Genomic DNA, 16,662 nt, shown 5'->3' with positions numbered 1-16,662 from the left:
CTATGCTGCGGCGGAAGTCCTGTCAAGATGGAGGGGTGCCCAGGATCGAATCCACCGCCGCGCGGCTGGCCAAGCTCGGCTTCGCCGACGGAGCCAGGGCCGCCCAGCTCGTCCGGCAGGCAGGGGTCGACGTGGGCGATCTCCTGGAGTTCCTGGTGGACGTGGCCGACCCCGACCAGGCGCTGGTCTCGCTCACCCGCCTGGTCGAGCGCGAGCCCGCCGTGCTCGACGTCCTCCGCCAGGACGATCGCCTGCGCACGCGGCTGCTGGCCGTCCTGGGCGTCAGCGCCGCCCTCGGCGACCATCTGGTGCGCCACCCCGGCCAGCTCGCGCTCCTGGCCGCGCCGCGACCGGACGACGTGCGGGCGGAGCTGCTGAAGGCGGTCGGCGCCGAGCCGGGCAAGGCCGCCACCGCCGAGCGCCCGCTGGACGCGCTGCGCGTCGCCTACCGGGGCCGGCTGCTCCACCTGGCCGCCCGCGACCTCACCGGAGAGGCCACGCTCGCCGAGGTCATGGCGGAGCTGTCCGACCTCGCGGGCGCCGCGCTGGAGGCCGGGCTGGCCATCGCCCGCGCCGAGGTCGACGACGGCGAGGTACGCCTGGCGGTCATCGGCATGGGCAAATGCGGCGCCAGGGAGCTCAACTACATCAGCGACGTCGACGTGATCTTCGTGGCCGAGCCGCGCGAGGGCGCCGACGAGACCAAGGCGCTGCGCACCGCGACCCGCCTGGCCCAGGCCATGATGCGGGCCTGCTCCGCCACCACGTCCGAGGGCTCGCTGTGGGAGGTCGACGCGGGCCTGCGGCCGGAGGGCAGGTCGGGCCCGCTGGTGCGCACGCTCGGCAGCCACCTGGCCTACTACCGGCGCTGGGCCAAGACGTGGGAGTTCCAGGCGCTGCTGAAGGCCCGGCCGGTCGCGGGCGACATGGAGCTCGGCTCGGCCTACGTCGAGGCGGTCAACGACCTCGTGTGGGCGGCGGCCACGCGCGAGCACTTCGTCGAGGACGTGCAGGCCATGCGCCGCCGGGTCGAGGCGCACGTGCGCGCCGAGGGGGACCGCCAGCTCAAGCTGGGGCCGGGCGGGCTGCGCGACATCGAGTTCGCGGTGCAGCTGCTCCAGCTCGTCCATGGCCGGCTCGATCCGCTGCTGCGCCGCAGGGCCACGCTGCCCGCGCTGGCGGCGCTGTCCCGGGGCGGCTACGTCGGCCGCGACGACTCGCGGGGGCTGGCGGAGGCGTACTCGTTCCTGCGCCAGATCGAGCACCTGCTGCAGCTCCACCGGCTGCGGCGCACCCACATCGTGCCCTCCGACGAGTCCGACCTGCGCCGGCTGGGCCGCGCGCTCGGCATGCAGACCGACCCGGTGGGGGAGTTCACGGCGCGGTGGCGGCGGCACGCCATGGAGGCGCGGCGGCTGCACGAGAAGCTGTTCTACCGGCCGCTGCTCCAGGCCGTGTCGCGGCTGCAGGAGTCGGAGGCGCGGCTGTCGACCGCGGCGGCCAAGGCCAGGCTGGAGGCGCTCGGCTACGTCGACCCCGCCGGCGCGCTGCACCACATCGCCGCCCTCACCTCGGGCGTGTCCAGGCGGGCGGCCATCCAGCGCACGCTGCTGCCCGTCATGCTGGGGTGGTTCGCCGACACGCCCGACCCGGACGCGGCGCTGCTCGGGTTCCGGCAGGTCAGCGACAAACTGGGCAGCACGCCCTGGTACCTCCGGCTGCTGCGCGACGAGACCGCGGTGGCCTCCAGGATGTCGCGCGTGCTCGGCACCAGCCGCTACGCGACCGGCCTGATCATGAACGCGCCCGAGACGGTCGCGATGCTGGGCTCGAACGACGAGCTCGTCCTGCGCTCCCGGGACTCGCTGGCCAACGAGGCAACGGCGGCTCTCTCCAGGCACCAGGGCGACCCCGAGCCGGCGGTCGCGGCCGTGCGGGCGCTGCGGAGGAAAGAGCTGTTCCGGATCGCCGTGGCCGACCTCTTCGGGCTCGTCGACATCGAGGCGGTCGGGACCGCCCTGTCGTCCCTGACCGACGTGACCCTCCAGGCGACCCTCGACGTGGCCCTGGCCAAGGTCCCGCGCGTCACGAGGTTCGCCGTCATCGCCATGGGCCGGCTCGGCGGCATGGAGAGCTCCTACGCCAGCGACGCCGACGTCATGTTCGTCCACTCGCCGCTGCCGGGCGTGGCGGAGCGCGAGGCCACGGACGCCGCCTTCGCCGTGGCCAACGAGGTGCGCAGGCTGCTCTCGCTGCCCGCCCCCGACCCGCCCCTGATCATCGACCCCGACCTGCGACCCGAGGGGCGGCAGGGCCCGCTGGTGCGGACGATGGCCTCCTACCGCGCCTACTACGCGCGCTGGTCGTCGCCGTGGGAGTCGCAGGCGCTGCTGCGGGCCAGGTTCTCGGCGGGCGACGCGGAGCTGGGGCAGGAGTTCACCGCGATGGTCGACGAGCTGCGCTATCCGAAGGGCGGCCTGCCCGACGACGCGGTCAGGGAGATCAGGCGGCTCAAGGCCCGCATGGAGGCCGAGCGCCTGCCACGCGGCGCCGACCCGGGCCTGCACACCAAGCTGGGCCCCGGCGGGCTGTCCGATGTGGAGTGGGTGGCCCAGCTCCTGCAACTGCGGTGCGCGGGCACGCTGCGCTCCCTGCGCACCCCCCGCACGCTCGTAGCCCTGCGCGCGGCCGTGGCCGAGGGCCTGCTCGCCCCCGCCGACGAGGCCGTGCTGGCCGAGGCGTGGCGCTTCGCCTCCCGCATCCGCGACGCGATCATGCTGGTCAAGGGCCGCCCCGGCGACAGCGTCCCGCGCGACTCGGGCGAGCGGAAGCTGATCGCCCAGACGCTCGGCTACCCACCGGACGGCTCGGAGGACTTCCTCGACGACTACCGCCGCGTGACCCGCCGCGCACGGCAAGTGGTGGACCGAGTTTTCTACGGGGCTTGATCACGGACCGCGATCGGGTGTATCAAAGCCCGCGTGTTATCCGTTTATGTGGATTTGGCCCTGGGCCTGGTGGTGTCGTTCCTGCTGCTGTCGCTGCTGGTGAGCGGGCTCAATGAGGCGTTCGTGCGGATGCTGGCCATCCGCAGCAAGTTCCTGTGGGCCTACCTCAGGGACACGATGGACGGGTCCGACGCGCACGGCAGGTCGTGGTTGCCGGCCAAGGTGCGCGACGTCTTCGCGGCGCTGCCCTTCGTCCGCGACCCCCGGCCCAAGCACAGCGACCAGCCCTCGCCGCCCGAGCCGGGGACGCTGCCCGCGCAGGAGAACAAGGCCGAGGACGCCATGGTCAACCTGCTCTACCAGCGGGTCCAGGAGATCGACCACCCGAAGAGGGGCCGTACCAGCATCTCGAACATCCCTCCCGCGCGCTTCGCGGTGGCCCTGATGGAGCTGGCCGCGGGGGAGCCGGACGGCGTCGAGGGCTTCCTGGAGAAGCTCAAGGCCATGCGCAGCCCGCTCTACGGCCACCTCAAGGGCGTGTGGGAGACCGCGCAGCGGGACCTCGACCGGTTCAGGCAGGGGGTGGAGAGCTGGTTCGACGGGGAGATGCAGCGGCTGTCCATGCTCTACAAGCGCTACGTCAAGTGGGTCGTGGCGGTGCTCGGCGTGGTCGTGACGCTGGTGTTCACGATGGACGGGCTGGAGTACGCCAAGACGCTGCTGCGCGACAACGCCTTCCGCGCCTCGGTGACGGCCGTGGCGGGGGCGGGGCCGGACGCGTACAGCGAGCTCAAGGCGCGCTGCACGGGCGGCGACCCGGTGCCGTGCGTCACCGAGACGCTCAGCCAGCCCGCGCTGGTCAAGATGCTCGACCACGCGCTGGTCAGCGTGTCGATCCCGGCGGAGGGCGACCCGTCCGTGCACTGGAACGGCGGGCTGTGGTGGCAGCGGATCACCACGCCCAGCCACTGGCCGGGCTTCCTGCTGACGTATGTGGCGCTGCTGTTCGGGGCGTCGTTCTGGTGGGACGTGCTGCGCCGCCTCACCGGGATCAAGAGCCGGCGCTGAGCCCGTCCCCGGCCGCCAGGGCGATCACGTCGGCCAGGTCCGCCAGCTCGCCGGGGTTGTCGGTGAGCCGGGCCGTGGCGAGCCGCAGGTGGTCCGTGGTCGCGGGGCGGATCACGTACCGGCTGCCGGGCGCCACGGAGATGCCGTGCGCGGCCAGCGTGACCAGCGCCGCCGACTCCTCGCGCACCGGCACCCACAGGACCAGCCCGTCCCCGCCGCTTGTGCGCACGCCGCGGGCCGCCAGTTCGGCGGCCAGCCGCGCCCGCCGCCCGGCGTAGACCGCGCGGGCGTGCGTCACGCGCTCCCGCACGCCGGCGTCCCCGAGCAGGTGGGCCAGCGTGTCCTGCAGGATCCTGCTGGTCCAGCCGGTGCCGAAGCTCCGTAGCACGCGCACCCGCTCGACCGCGTCCGCCGCCCCGCCGATGACCGCGATGCGCAGGTCGGGGCCGTGCGACTTGGAGTACGACCGCACCAGCACCGTACGGTCGGGAAAGCGCGTCCCCATGCTCACCATCGGCGAGACCGACAGCTCGCCGATCCCGTCGTCCTCCACGATGAGCGTGGAGGACGGCTCCAGCAGGCCGGCCAGCTCGGCCGAGCGCTCGGCGGTCACGGCGTGGCCGCAGGGCGACTGGCCGCGCGGCTGGTAGACGAACGCCACCGGCCTGGCCCGCAGCGCCTTGGCCAGCGACTCGGGGACGGGCCCCTGCTCGTCGCAGGCCACGGGCACGATCTGGACGCCCATCGTCTCCAGGATGTCCAGGAGCCGGGCGGCGGTCGGCTCCTCGATCGCGATCCGGTCGCCGGGCAGCGCGGTCGTCTGACAGAGCAGCTGCACCCCCTCGTACCCGCCGCCGACGGCGAGCCAGCCCTGCGCGGGGAACGGCCAGTCCGGTTCCACGGCGGCACGCAGCCGCGGCGTGATCGTCTCGCGGGCGTAGTCGTTGAGCCCGTCCGCGCCCGCCGCCGCTACCAGGGCGGCCTCCAGCGGCGGCAGCAGCGCCGGGTCCGGCGAGGCGATGGCCAGGTCGATCGCCAGCCGGTCGCCCCAGTGGCCGATGCGCTCGTAACGGATGGGACGGGGCACGTCGGGCGGCCCGAGCACCACCGTGCCGCGGCGGCGATCGGTGTGGATCATCCCGTGCCGCCGCAGCTCCGACCAGGCCTCCGCGACGGTCCCGGAGCTCACGCCCAGCTCCCTGGCCAGGCCGCGCACCGTCGGCAGGCGCGTCTGCGCGGTGACCGTGCCCTGCCTGATCAGATCGGTCAGGGCGGCGGCGATCCCGCGTGCGGTCGGCTCGCCGATCTGCTGCGCCAGCCAGGCGGCTTCCACGTGACCTCCTGTAAATCTTTGTTCAGCAACAAAGATCGTCTTGTGTGGGATGTTCGGCTGAACATATGGTTTCCAGCAATTCAAAGCAAGGGAACTTTGGGGTATTTGTGCGTATTCGGTTGGGTCTGCGGGATTGGGACCATCTCGTGCCGGTGGCGACGGGGGAGGTGCGGCCCGAGGGGTTCGAGCTGGACCTGGAGTCCCGGGCCGTCACCCCGGACGTCCTGAGCGAGCCGGACCTGGACGGCGGCGAGACGTCCTTCAGCAGGTACGTGCTCGGCCGCGCCGCGGGCGACGACCGCCTGGTCGGACTGCCGGTCTTCGTGATGCGCGGCTTCCGGCACAGGTGCGTCCTGGTCCGCCGCGACAGCGAGCTGACCGCGCTGGAGGAGCTGAAGGGAGCCCGTATCGGCCTGACCGGCTGGCCGGACTCCGGCAACACCTGGACGCGCGCCCTGCTCAGGGCCGCCGGTGTGGACATCGGGGGCATCGAGTGGACGGTCGGCCCGCTGGTCGCCGGGGAGACCGGCAAGGACCGCGTCGGCCCCGTCCCGTTCCCGGACAACGTCTCGCTGACCGACGACGGCCTCGCCGAAGGGCTCGCCGAGGGCCGCTACGACGCGATCATGACCCCGTTCATGCCCGGCGAGTTCTTCACCCCGGGCAGCCGCTTCCGCCACCTGCTCCCCGACCACCGGGCCGCCGAGCTGGCCTATTACCGGGAGACCGGGTTCGTGCCCGGCATCCACCTCGTGACGCTGAAGCGCGAGGCCGTCGAGCGCGACCCGGGGCTGCCGCGGGCCGTGCAGGACCTGTTCGAACGCTCCAAGAGGCACTGGCTGGCCCGGCGGCGGCTGCTCACCGACACCACGCCCTGGCTGCTCGCCGACCTGACGGAGACGGCGCGGACCTTCGGCCCCGACTGGATGCCGTACGGCGTCGAGGCCAACGCCGCCATGGTCGCCGCCTTCTGCGCGGAACTGCACGCCCAGGGCATCTCGAACCGACGCATCGGACCTGAGGAGGTCTTCGACCTATGAGAATCGCCGTTGGACAGTTCGCGTCCTCGGAGGACTGGACGGCCAACCTCAAGACCTGTCAGGACCTGGTCGACCGGGCCGCCGAGGGCGGCGCCGACCTGCTGGTCCTGCCCGAGGGCGCGATGGCCCTGTTCATCGACGAGCCCACGCGCATCCGCGAGGCCGCCCAGCCGCTGGACGGGCCGTTCGTCAGCGGGCTGGTCGAGCGCACGCGCGGTTCGTCCACCACCGTGATCGTCGGCGTGCACACCCCGTCGGGTGACGGGCGCGTGTTCAACGTCCTGGTGGCCGCCAGGGACGGCGAGATCGTCGGGACGTACACCAAGCTGCACCTGTACGACGCCTTCGGCCGCCGCGAGTCCGACAACGTCGTGCCCGGCACGAACGCGCCCGTGGTGATCGACGTCGCCGGCTGGAAGGTCGGCATGATGACCTGCTACGACGTGCGCTTCCCCGAACTGGCCAGGCTCCTGGCCGACCAGGGCGCGCAGGTGATCGCGCTGCCCACGGCGTGGGTGCGCGGCCCGGCCAAGGAATGGCACTGGGAGGTCATGGTGACCGCCCGCGCCCTGGAGAACACCGTGTACCTGGCCGCCTCCGGCGAGTGCGGCCGCCGCAACATCGGCGCCAGCATGCTCGTCGACCCGCTCGGCATCACCCGGGCCCGCCTCGGCGACGCGCCGGGCCTGCTGTGGGCCGACGCCTCCAAGGAAGAGCTCGAGCGAGCCCGCCTCAGCCTCCCCGTCCTCGAGAACCGGCGCTTCGCCGTCGACCCCCGATTGGAGCGACATGTCTAAGTACGCGACGGCTGCCCTGCTCGGCGCCGCCCTCCTGCTGGCCGGCTGCGGCGCCAACCCGGAGGAGGCCCAGGGCGCATTGAGCTCCCGGCCCGCCGCCTCCGGCAGCGTGGCCGCCCAGGACAAGGACCAGGCCCTGTACGACCGGCTGCCCGGCAAGGTGAAGACCGCCGGCAAGCTGGTCTCGGTGAACAACGGCTCCTTCCCGCCGTACGAGATCGCCGGGGCGGACGGCAAGTCCATGACCGGCGCCGCGGCCGACCTGTCGGAGGCCCTGGGCCAGGTGCTCGGCGTCAAGATCGAGCACGTCACCGTGGACGGCCTGCCCAGCCAGCTCACCGGCATCGCGTCGGGCCGCTACGACCTGGCCATCGGCCCGGTGGGCGACTTCCCCGACCGGCAGAAGTCCAACGACTTCGTGGACTGGGTGAAGGAGTTCGTGGTCTTCGCCGTGCCGAAGGGCAATCCCAGCAAGATCAACTCGGTGGCCGACACGTGCGGGCTGAAGATCTCGGTCATGGCCGGCGGCTCCGCCGAGGCCGTGATCAAGAACCAGTCCGAGACCTGCGTCAAGGACGGCAAGCCGAAGATCACCGTGCAGTCGTACAAGGACCAGCCCACCTCGGTGCTGGCGGTCAGCTCCGGCCGGGCCGACGCGTTCTTCTCCTCGCAGGCGCCGCTCACGTACTTCGTGTCGCAGGCGGGCGGCAAGCTGGAGCTGGCGGGCAAGGGGCAGGCCAACGGGTTCGACGACCTCTTCCAGGGGGCCGTCGTCGGCAAGGACTCGCCGCTGCGTGACGTGGTCAGGGACGGCATCCAGAAGCTGATCGACAACGGCACCTACGCCAAGATCATGGACAAGTGGGGCACGTCCGACAACAAGCTGGACAAGGCCGGCGTCAACCTGGCGGGATCATGAGCGCCCCGCCGGACGTCGACGTCGCGGGCGCGTCCCGCACGCGCCATCCGCTGCGCTGGGTGGCCTCGGTCGTCCTGCTGGTGCTGGCCGCCCAGCTCGTCAGCCTGCTGGTCACGAACCCCAACTTCCAGTGGGACGTGGTCTTCAGGTACGTCAACGCGCAGGTCATCGGCCAGGGCGTCTTCACCACGCTCCTGCTCACCGTGATCGCGATGTTCGTGGGCGTGGTGCTCGGGGTGCTGCTGGCCGTCGGCCGGCTCTCCGAGAACCCCGTCGCGCGGTCGGCCTGCGGGCTCTACGTGTGGTTCTTCCGCGGCACGCCGGTGCTGGTGCAGCTCGTGCTCTGGTACAACCTGTCGTACCTGCTGCCGAAGGTCTCCCTCGGCATCCCGTTCGGGCCGGAGTTCATCAGCGCCGACACCAACCAGGTCATCACCCCGCTGCTCGCGGCCATCCTCGGGCTCGGGCTGAACGAGGGCGCGTACATGGCGGAGATCATCCGCGGCGGGCTCATGTCGGTGGACCCCGGGCAGACCGAGGCCGCCTCCGCGCTCGGCATGAGCAACGCGCGCACCTTCCGCAGGATCGTGCTGCCGCAGGCCATGCGGTTCATCATCCCGCCCACCGGCAGCCAGGTGATCAGCATGCTGAAGGCCACGTCGCTGGTGAGCGTCATCGCGCTGGCCGACCTGCTGTACACGGTGCAGTCGATCTACAACCGCACCTTCCAGACCATCCCGCTGCTGATCGTCGCCTGCGTCTGGTACCTGCTCATCACCTCGATCCTGTACGTCGGCCAGTCGTTCATCGAGCGGCACTACGCCCGCGGGGCCACCAGGCACGCGCCGCAGAGCTTCTGGGCGTTCCTGACCTTCCGCCGGCGCCGTCCCACGGAGGTGACGTCATGACCGTCCCCATGGTCCACGCCCACGCCGTACGCAAGCACTTCGGCCACCTCGAAGTCCTCAAGGGCATCGACCTGGACGTCCACCCGGGGGAGGTCGTGGTGATCCTCGGCCCCTCCGGGTCGGGCAAGTCGACGTTCCTGCGCTGCGTGAACCACCTGGAGACCATCGACGGCGGCTCCATCTTCGTGGACGGGGAGCTGATCGGGTTCCAGGCGTCCGGCGGCAGGGTGCGGCACCTGCGCAAGCGCGACATCACCCGCCAGCGCAGGGAGATCGGCATGGTCTTCCAGCAGTTCAACCTGTTCCCGCACTTCACGGTGTTGCAGAACGTCATGGAGGCGCCGGTCGGCGTCCGCCGCGAGTCCCGCGAGCAGGCCAGGGAACGGGCGCTCGGCCTGCTGCGCCGCGTGGGCCTGGAGGACAAGGCGGGCAGCTACCCCAGGCAGCTCTCCGGCGGGCAGCAGCAGCGGGTCGCGATAGCCAGGGCGCTGGCGATGCGGCCCAAGCTGATGCTCTTCGACGAGCCGACGAGCGCGCTCGATCCGGAGCTGGTGGGCGAGGTGCTGGCCACCATGAAGGGCCTCGCCGAGGACGGGCTGACCATGATCGTGGTGACGCATGAGATCGGGTTCGCGCGGGAAGTGGCGGATCGGGTGGTGTTCATGGACGGCGGCGTCGTGGTCGAGTCCGGCACACCCAAGGAGGTCCTGGACAATCCCACCAGCCCACGCACCAAGGCCTTCCTCAGCCGCGTCCTGTAACCGCCCTCCGGCCCGCGCCCGTCCCCACGTACGGACGGCGGCGGGAGAGGCGCGGACGGTCCTATCGTGGGTGGGATGGAGACCCAGCGTTTGATCATGCGCAGATGGCGCGACGAAGACCGGGACCCGTTCGCCGCGATGAACGCCGACCCCGTGGTGATGGAGCACTTCCCGGCCCCGCTCACCCGCGCGGAGAGCGACCACTTCGTCGACAGGATCGAGGAGGAGTTCGACAAGCACGGCCACGGGCTGTGGGCGCTGGAGGTGCGCGAGAGCGGGGAGTTCATCGGCTTCACCGGCCTGATCTGGCAGACGTTCGACGCGCCGTTCCTGCCCGCGTGGGAGATCGGCTGGCGGCTGGCACGCCCCGCCTGGGGCCGCGGGTACGCCACGGAGGCGGCCGAGGAGGCCATCGGACACGCGTTCGAGGAGGCCGGACTCGACGAGATCATCTCCATGACGGCCAAGCGCAACACCCGCTCCCAGGCCGTGATGAAGCGCCTGGGGATGACCCACATGACCGACTTCGGCCACCCGCGGCTCGCGCCGGACCACCCGCTGTTCCCCCACGTGGCCTATCACCTCAGGCGCCCGCAGGATCGGGGCTTCACAACGGGGATGGCGAGGTAGACCGTGCGTTTTCAGCATTCGAGCGACATCTGGCGGGACTTCCCGGAGCTCGTCCCCGGAGTGCTCGTCGCGAAGGGCGTCACGGCGGGCGTCTCCGTCGACGACCAGGTGGCCCGGTTCGGCGAGCTCGCCGCGAAGCGGCTCGCGACCGGCTCGGAGGGCGAGCTGCCGGAGATCCAGGCGTGGCGGCGGGCGTTCTCGAAGATGGGCCTGAAGCCGACGCAGTACCGCTGCGCCTCGGAGTCCCTGCTGCGCCGCTTCCGGAAGGAAGGCGCGCTGCCGCGCCTGCACCCGCTGATCGACCTCTGCAACGCGGTGTCCATCGCGTACGCGATCCCGGTGGCGGTGTTCGACGTCTCCAAGATCTCGCAGTGCGTGGAGGTCAGGTACGCGGCGGGCGACGAGACGTACCTGACCTTCTCCGGCGAGACGGAGCACCCGCCGCCCGGTGAGGTGATCTTCGCCGACGCGGAGGGCAGGGCGCACGCCCGCCGCTGGACCAACCGCCAGAGCGGCCACTCGGCCGTCCGCGACACGACCGCAGACGTCCTGATCGTCGTCGAGGCGCTGCACGACACGGCCGGGAAGGACATCGCCTCCCTCATGGCCACGCTCTCAGGCGAGCTGACCGCCGTCTGGTCCGTGACCCCGGAATCCACGGTTCTCGGCCCGTCCGCGCCCCGGTTCGAGTTCACGACGTGAGGTCGAGCGCCGGGGGAATGGCGAGCCGGTCGCCGATCTTCCCGTAGCGCGAGCGGGCCGCCGAGGGCAAACGGGTTTTGATAAAGACGGGCAGGATGTCGACGCCGCCGCTATTTATCGGAATTTGCCTTATTTCATTCGGGCGCTTTCTTAATGCCTCATTGAAAGCTCGCCCCGTTGACAGGATCGCCGCAGCCGATGAGACTTAAGGTCTGCGGCGGGAGGGTGCCTGTGGGAGTCATGCTGCGGCCGATCCGCGAGCCGGACATAGACGTCCTGGAGGCCGCCGCTACTCCTGAGGGCGTGGGTGATTTCCAGTGGTTCGGATTTCGCTCTTTTCATAAGATGAGAAAAAGGGTGGCCGAGGACGGATACCTCGGTCCGGATTCCGGGGCGTTCGTTGTCGACGTCGAAGGGGCCATCGCGGGATGGGTCTCCTGGGTCAAACACTGCTGGGGTCCGGAGGACACGTCCTGGAGCTGGACGATCGGGATAATCTTGTTTCCCGGCTTCCGGGGCAAGGGCATCGGGACGGCGGCCCAGAAGGAGCTGAGCGACTACCTTTTCTCGCACACCCTGGCAGAGCGAATCCAGGCATCCACTGACATCAACAACATCGCGGAGCAGCGTGCCCTGGAGAAGGCCGGCTTCCAGAAAGAAGGGGTGCTCCGGCGGGCTCAGTGGCGGATGGGGCGATGGCACGACCAGATCCTGTACTCCGCGATAAGGGAGCGTTACTGACGCTCGGAACGCTTTGCGGCAGTTGCCGATCGCCCGCTGCCACGACCGGAGACGCTCGCAGAACGCCCGCCGTACGTGCCCGGGTGTCGCCACAGGGAGAGCGTGGAGACCTGCCGCGGCGACTGGTTTCCTCATGAGGGGCGGCTACGGACGGCGCCCTGCTCATTACGGCGCTCGTGACGGGAGCGGCGACATCGCCGGCGCACGCCGAAGACCCCGGCGCCACCGTGCCGACGTCCACCGCGACAGGCGCGCCGCCAGGCTCCACCAGTACGGATACGGCCCGGCATCGATCATGATCACCGGGAAGGTACACCCCTTCCCGGTGATCCACAGATCTCAAGCATTGCTCGAATCCGAGAGACTGCCTACTCATGCACCATAGATGTCGTAGATCTGACCCGTCATGGTGGCTGACCTGTGCTGCTCGCCCGGCTCGTGCGCTGAGCTGGGCTTTCAGCGTTCGCTTGCCGGGCATTGCGCCCGGCCCGCTGATCAAGCAGTCGTCGACAAGCACTTCTCCGTGAGCTCGGAGGACTTCTTGCTCCAGCAGGCCTTGTAGGTGTAGCCGCTCTTGATGCTATAGGCGGCGGTGTAGGTGGTGCGGTTGATGTCCACGGTTTCGATCACTTTGTAGCCGTTGGGACCACTGACGATGAGGTGGAGGTTGTAGTCAGAGTTCAGGGTGCTCCCCGGGCTGCTGACCCGGGCCCAGTAGTACTTATGACTCACGTAGGTGCCGACGCGCAAGTGCAGGGTTCCCAGCGAGCTGGTGTACTGCTTGTAACTGGAGACGCCGGTGGCGTTAGTAGGGGCACCGGTGGATCTCGCCGGTTTGGATGCAGCCTGTGCTGCCGGCATCGCCACGCTCGCCGCCAGCACTATCCCGGCCGCGATGCAGAACTTGGCCAATGACGTTCCGCCTCTAACCTTGACCACGAATATGGCCCTTCCCTGGTTTCGAAAACTCTCTCTGACGGCGATAGAGAGGCCCGCGCGGTAACCGCGCGGGCCCAGCCGATAGCGGCGGTTCTACTGCCTCGCTCAACCTACGGAACATCAATCCCCGCCGGTGCCGGGCGAACGCCCGACAAATCCGATCATCGTTCGGGATCGAACTGCGGTCGCTCCGTCCCTCGGCCGTACAGGGCTGGACGCGCACCCTTCAGAAGGCCCTCGTGCCCAACTGCGTGCGGACCATCTTCGCCAACCTCTCCGCCGTGCTCACAGCCGCTCCTTCCCTCCCGCTACCGCGCCAGCGTCGACCTCGGCGCCGGTCTCGGCATGCGCCAGGGGGAGGTCTTCGGCCTGGCGGTGGACGACGTCGATTTCACGTCTGGGAGCGTCCAGAGCACTCATGCCGTCGGGGGAGGAGCGCATGCGAAAGGCCGTCGAGCGTGCCCTCAACGGAGGGGCGGTCAACGGCCTTTCGTGGGATGCCTGAGTGCCCTGGGTGTGCCCTTGACGGGTCAACCGTCAGCGTTTCTCCAGGTCAGAAGCTCAGCGGCTCAGACGTCGTAGTACAGCTCGAACTCGTGCGGGTGCGGGCGCAGGCGGATCGGGTCGACCTCGTTCTCCCGCTTGTAGGAGATCCACGTCTCGATCAGGTCAGGCGTGAAGACGCCGCCTTCGAGCAGGTAGTCGTGGTCCTCCTCCAGCGCGTTGAGCACGTCGGTGAGTGAGCCGGGCACCTGCGGGATGTTGCGGGCCTCCTCCGGCGGCAGCTCGTAGAGGTCCTTGTCGACCGGCTCCGGCGGCTCGATCTTGTTGCGGATGCCGTCGATGCCCGCCATCAGCATCGCCGCGAAGGCGAAGTACGGGTTGCAGGACGGGTCGGGCACGCGGAACTCGATGCGCTTGGCCTTCGGGTTGGAGCCCGTGATCGGGATCCGGACGCAGGCCGAACGGTTGCGCTGGGAGTAGACCAGGTTGACCGGGGCCTCGTAGCCCGGGACCAGGCGGTGGTAGGAGTTGACCGTCGGGTTGGTGAAGGCCAGCAGCGACGGCGCGTGCTTGAGCAGGCCGCCGATGTAGTAGCGGGCCGTGTCGGACAGGCCCGCGTAGCCGACCTCGTCGTAGAAGAGCGGCGAGCCGTCCTTCCACAGCGACTGGTGGCAGTGCATGCCGGAGCCGTTGTCACCGAAGATGGGCTTGGGCATGAAGGTGACCGTGTGGCCGTACTCGAGGGCCGTGCTCTTGATGATGTACTTGTAGAGCATCAGGTTGTCGGCGGTCTTGAGCAGCGTGCCGAACTTGAAGTCGATCTCCGCCTGACCCGCCGTGCCGACCTCGTGGTGCTGCATCTCGACGTCGATGCCGCACTCGATGAGGTTGCGCACCATTTCGGAGCGCAGGTCGGTGAAGTGGTCCATCGGCGGGACCGGGAAGTAGCCGCCCTTGTAACGCGGCTTGTAACCGAGGTTGCCGCCCTCGGTGGCCTTGCCGGTGTTCCAGGCGCCCTCGATGGAGTCGATGTAGTAGTAGCCGGCGTTCTGCTTCGTCTCGAAGCGCACGTCGTCGAAGATGTAGAACTCGGCCTCGGGGCCGAAGTAGACCGTGTCGGCGATGCCCGTGCCCCGGAGGAACTCCTCTGCCTTGCGCGCGACGTTACGCGGGTCGCGGCTGTAGGCCTCGCCGGTGAGCGGGTCGTGCACGAAGAAGTTCAGGTTGAGCGTCTTGTGCTGGCGGAACGGGTCCAACACGGCGCTGGTCGGGTCGGGCAGCAGAAGCATGTCGGACTCGTGGATCGCCTGGAAACCGCGGATCGACGAGCCGTCGAACATGAGTCCGTCGGTGAAGACGCTCGCGCTGAAGTTTTCTACCGGGAAGGTGAAGTGGTGAGTCGTCCCCGGCAGGTCGGTGAACCTGACATCGACGAACTGCACCCCTTCGTCACTGATGAACTTCAGGACGTCGTCGGCGGAGTTGAACACTCTCGAACCTCCCTGGGGACTGGCCATCATGCCGACGCTAGGGCGTGGCCGTTTCCGTGTGGTGTCTCGATTGTTTCGCACATGTTACGCAGGTCAGGTGCCCTTCGAAGCCGCACACCCCGTCCGCTCGTCCTCTTCCTCCAGCTCATACGGATCGATGGGCGCGCCTGTGGGCGCCACCGTACCCTGAGGTGAGTCCTCATATTCGGGATGAATGAAGCCGTCGCGCGTGTCGCAGCTCGCGGGGGTGCGGCTCGCCGTCCAGCCGTCCGGCCAGACGACGAGCCGTCCGGATTCGCGGAACAGCATCACGGTGCCGGTCGGATGGGTGACGAGCCGAATGGTGGTGTCCGGCCGGCCCGGTCGGTGCACGGCGTAGACGACGATGTGGTTCAGCTTGAGCTCGACGCCGCGACGGCCGTGGTCCTTGAACGTGCCCAGCTTGACCCGGCCGTAGACCTTGATCACATCGGTGGAGAACTCGGCCGTGCCCCGCGCGAACTGGAGGACGTAGTACGCGGCCTTCTTCTTGCGCTTCTTCAGCTCGTCGAGGTACCACTCGCGGAACTCGGGGTCGAGCAGCTTGATGAACGCCGCAGGCTTGCCGCCCAGGAGCGTCTTCTTGTCGAGGAAGGCCGCCGACATCAGCTCGCGAGTCAGCTTCAGGCCCTTGGCGACGTCCTTCTTCGACAGCCCGCCCAGCGCCTTCGCCTCCGGCATCACGAATCCGGCGGCCCCCTCGGCGTACTTCTCGGCGGGGGATCCGGCGAACGGGCTCGTTGGCTCCTCACCGGCGCCCTCCGTCGGCTCCCCGGCGGCTTCGTCCGCCGGGTCCTCGGCGGGTTCGACGGCCGGTTCGACGGCCGGTGCCGCGATCGACAGCGGCGCATCGTCCACGACGGCGTCGGGGGCGAGCAGGTCGGGGCGGAAGGTCACGATCACGCCCGCGGCCGCGATCAGCGCCGTGATCACGGCCATCGCGATCCAGGCCCGCCCGACCCGCCGCGGCGGCTCGGACTCGTGTCCCCCGGATAAGCGCGCCGTCCTGCCCGCGTGCCTCTCTAAGCGGTCGGTACGCCGCTGTTCTTTCGCGCCTTTGACGGCCGCGGCCCGCATCCTGCGCTGTTGCTCCTCGTCGATCTGCGCGACCAGCTCGTTGAAGCGCGCGTCAAGGTCATCCCCGTGTGGCATGGCGTACATGATGGCCGCTTTGCGACGCGGTTGGGTCACAATGCCGACCGGCCTGCCGGGCGGATACCGTTGAAGGCATGAGCAGCAAGGAGCCTCGGTGGACGCAGACCTGGCTGGGCGGCGTCAGGGCCGCCGGGGTCGATCTCGGATACCCGGGTGAGCGCCTGGGGCTGCCCGAGGAGGGCAGCGGATCGATCGCCGGCTGGGGGCGCAGGATCGCCGCGCTGGTCATCGACTGGATGATCTGCACGTGGGTCGTCGTGCAGCTGCTGCTCAGGATGAACCCGGCCGAGCAGCCGTGGGCGCCCGCGGTCGTCTTCGCTCTGCAGTACCTGATCCTCGTCGGGTTCATGGGGCAGACGTTCGGCCACCGGCTGGCGGGCATCAGGGTGGCCGCGATGGACGGCGGCGACCCGCGCTGGCTGCCCGTGCTGGTGCGCTCGGTGCTGCTGTGCCTGGCCGTGCCCGCCCTGATCTGGGACCGCGACCACCGCGGGCTGCACGACCGCGTGTCCAACACGATGGTCGTCCGCATGTAACCGGACAAAAAGCCGTACCGGGTTCAAAAATGTACCTGGTACGGTTTATGCTGCCCTCATGTTGCGTCCTGGAAGCTGGTCCAGGCCTGCGGGTGAAAGTCCCGTCCGGGTAAGCATCGGAGCGCCCGGTAGCAGGCCCCGGCCCGTCATGG

At 69.7% G+C, this 16,662-nt stretch carries 15 protein-coding genes; 11 read left to right on the top strand and 4 right to left on the bottom strand.

Annotated elements, in window-relative coordinates:
- Window positions 1-2: 2 nt before the first annotated feature.
- Both ACIBQ1_RS57600 and ACIBQ1_RS57595 read left to right on the top strand, forming a co-directional pair.
- On the top strand, window positions 3-2,948 hold the full coding sequence (locus ACIBQ1_RS57600) for a bifunctional [glutamine synthetase] adenylyltransferase/[glutamine synthetase]-adenylyl-L-tyrosine phosphorylase (protein WP_397291742.1): 2,946 nt from the start codon (window positions 3-5) through the stop codon (window positions 2,946-2,948).
- Between the two features lie 48 nt (window positions 2,949-2,996).
- Complete coding sequence (locus tag ACIBQ1_RS57595; RefSeq protein WP_397291741.1) at window positions 2,997-4,016, top strand: hypothetical protein; 1,020 nt, start codon at window positions 2,997-2,999, stop codon at window positions 4,014-4,016.
- On the opposite strand, the gene ACIBQ1_RS57590 is transcribed toward ACIBQ1_RS57595, so the two are convergent.
- A complete protein-coding gene (locus ACIBQ1_RS57590; protein ID WP_397291739.1) occupies window positions 4,000-5,349 on the bottom strand; it encodes a PLP-dependent aminotransferase family protein in 1,350 nt (449 codons plus the stop codon). The genes ACIBQ1_RS57595 and ACIBQ1_RS57590 overlap by 17 nt on opposite strands.
- Before the next feature lie 107 nt (window positions 5,350-5,456).
- Here ACIBQ1_RS57590 and ACIBQ1_RS57585 point away from each other — a divergent pair, with 107 nt between their 5' ends.
- The 8 genes from ACIBQ1_RS57585 to ACIBQ1_RS57550 all read left to right on the top strand — a co-directional run bounded on the left by ACIBQ1_RS57585 (window position 5,457) and on the right by ACIBQ1_RS57550 (window position 11,847).
- Window positions 5,457-6,389 (top strand): hypothetical protein, encoded by a 933-nt coding sequence (locus ACIBQ1_RS57585; RefSeq protein WP_397291738.1) that lies wholly within the window; start codon window positions 5,457-5,459, stop codon window positions 6,387-6,389.
- Entirely contained in the window at window positions 6,386-7,186 is an 801-nt protein-coding gene (locus tag ACIBQ1_RS57580) for a deaminated glutathione amidase (RefSeq protein ID WP_397291737.1), read from the top strand. The genes ACIBQ1_RS57585 and ACIBQ1_RS57580 overlap by 4 nt, the downstream gene beginning before the upstream one ends.
- Window positions 7,179-8,105, top strand: a complete 927-nt coding sequence (locus tag ACIBQ1_RS57575) for an ABC transporter substrate-binding protein (RefSeq protein WP_397291735.1) — start codon at window positions 7,179-7,181, stop codon at window positions 8,103-8,105. Before ACIBQ1_RS57580 ends, ACIBQ1_RS57575 begins: the two co-directional genes overlap by 8 nt.
- Window positions 8,102-9,013, top strand: coding sequence for an amino acid ABC transporter permease (locus ACIBQ1_RS57570; protein WP_397291734.1), 912 nt, complete (start codon window positions 8,102-8,104; stop codon window positions 9,011-9,013). Before ACIBQ1_RS57575 ends, ACIBQ1_RS57570 begins: the two co-directional genes overlap by 4 nt.
- Window positions 9,010-9,774: an amino acid ABC transporter ATP-binding protein gene (locus ACIBQ1_RS57565; protein ID WP_397291733.1), complete on the top strand. Its 765-nt coding sequence runs from the start codon at window positions 9,010-9,012 to the stop codon at window positions 9,772-9,774. The genes ACIBQ1_RS57570 and ACIBQ1_RS57565 overlap by 4 nt, the downstream gene beginning before the upstream one ends.
- A gap of 75 nt (window positions 9,775-9,849) precedes the next feature.
- Complete coding sequence (locus ACIBQ1_RS57560; protein ID WP_397291730.1) at window positions 9,850-10,404, top strand: GNAT family N-acetyltransferase; 555 nt, start codon at window positions 9,850-9,852, stop codon at window positions 10,402-10,404.
- A 3-nt stretch (window positions 10,405-10,407) separates the two neighbouring features.
- Complete coding sequence (locus ACIBQ1_RS57555; RefSeq protein ID WP_397291729.1) at window positions 10,408-11,106, top strand: B3/4 domain-containing protein; 699 nt, start codon at window positions 10,408-10,410, stop codon at window positions 11,104-11,106.
- A gap of 198 nt (window positions 11,107-11,304) precedes the next feature.
- Complete coding sequence (locus ACIBQ1_RS57550; protein WP_397291728.1) at window positions 11,305-11,847, top strand: GNAT family N-acetyltransferase; 543 nt, start codon at window positions 11,305-11,307, stop codon at window positions 11,845-11,847.
- Between the two features lie 495 nt (window positions 11,848-12,342).
- Here the strand turns inward: ACIBQ1_RS57550 and ACIBQ1_RS57545 are convergent, their stop codons facing one another.
- The 3 genes from ACIBQ1_RS57545 to ACIBQ1_RS57535 all read right to left on the bottom strand — a co-directional run bounded on the left by ACIBQ1_RS57545 (window position 12,343) and on the right by ACIBQ1_RS57535 (window position 15,971).
- Window positions 12,343-12,759, bottom strand: a complete 417-nt coding sequence (locus ACIBQ1_RS57545) for a hypothetical protein (RefSeq protein ID WP_397291726.1) — start codon at window positions 12,757-12,759, stop codon at window positions 12,343-12,345.
- Between the two features lie 596 nt (window positions 12,760-13,355).
- Window positions 13,356-14,780, bottom strand: a complete 1,425-nt coding sequence (gene glnA / locus ACIBQ1_RS57540) for a type I glutamate--ammonia ligase (RefSeq protein ID WP_397291725.1) — start codon at window positions 14,778-14,780, stop codon at window positions 13,356-13,358.
- 93 nt (window positions 14,781-14,873) lie between these two features.
- On the bottom strand, window positions 14,874-15,971 hold the full coding sequence (locus ACIBQ1_RS57535; protein WP_397291724.1) for a hypothetical protein: 1,098 nt from the start codon (window positions 15,969-15,971) through the stop codon (window positions 14,874-14,876).
- 77 nt (window positions 15,972-16,048) lie between these two features.
- Between ACIBQ1_RS57535 and ACIBQ1_RS57530 the strand changes: the two genes are divergently transcribed.
- Complete coding sequence (locus ACIBQ1_RS57530; RefSeq protein ID WP_397291722.1) at window positions 16,049-16,510, top strand: RDD family protein; 462 nt, start codon at window positions 16,049-16,051, stop codon at window positions 16,508-16,510.
- Window positions 16,511-16,662 lie beyond the last annotated feature (152 nt).

It is taken from the genome of Nonomuraea sp. NPDC050153, assembly GCF_044460125.1.
Taxonomy (GTDB): domain Bacteria; phylum Actinomycetota; class Actinomycetes; order Streptosporangiales; family Streptosporangiaceae; genus Nonomuraea.
Note: the sequence above shows the minus strand (reverse complement) of the source record. Positions and strands in the feature narration are given on the sequence as shown.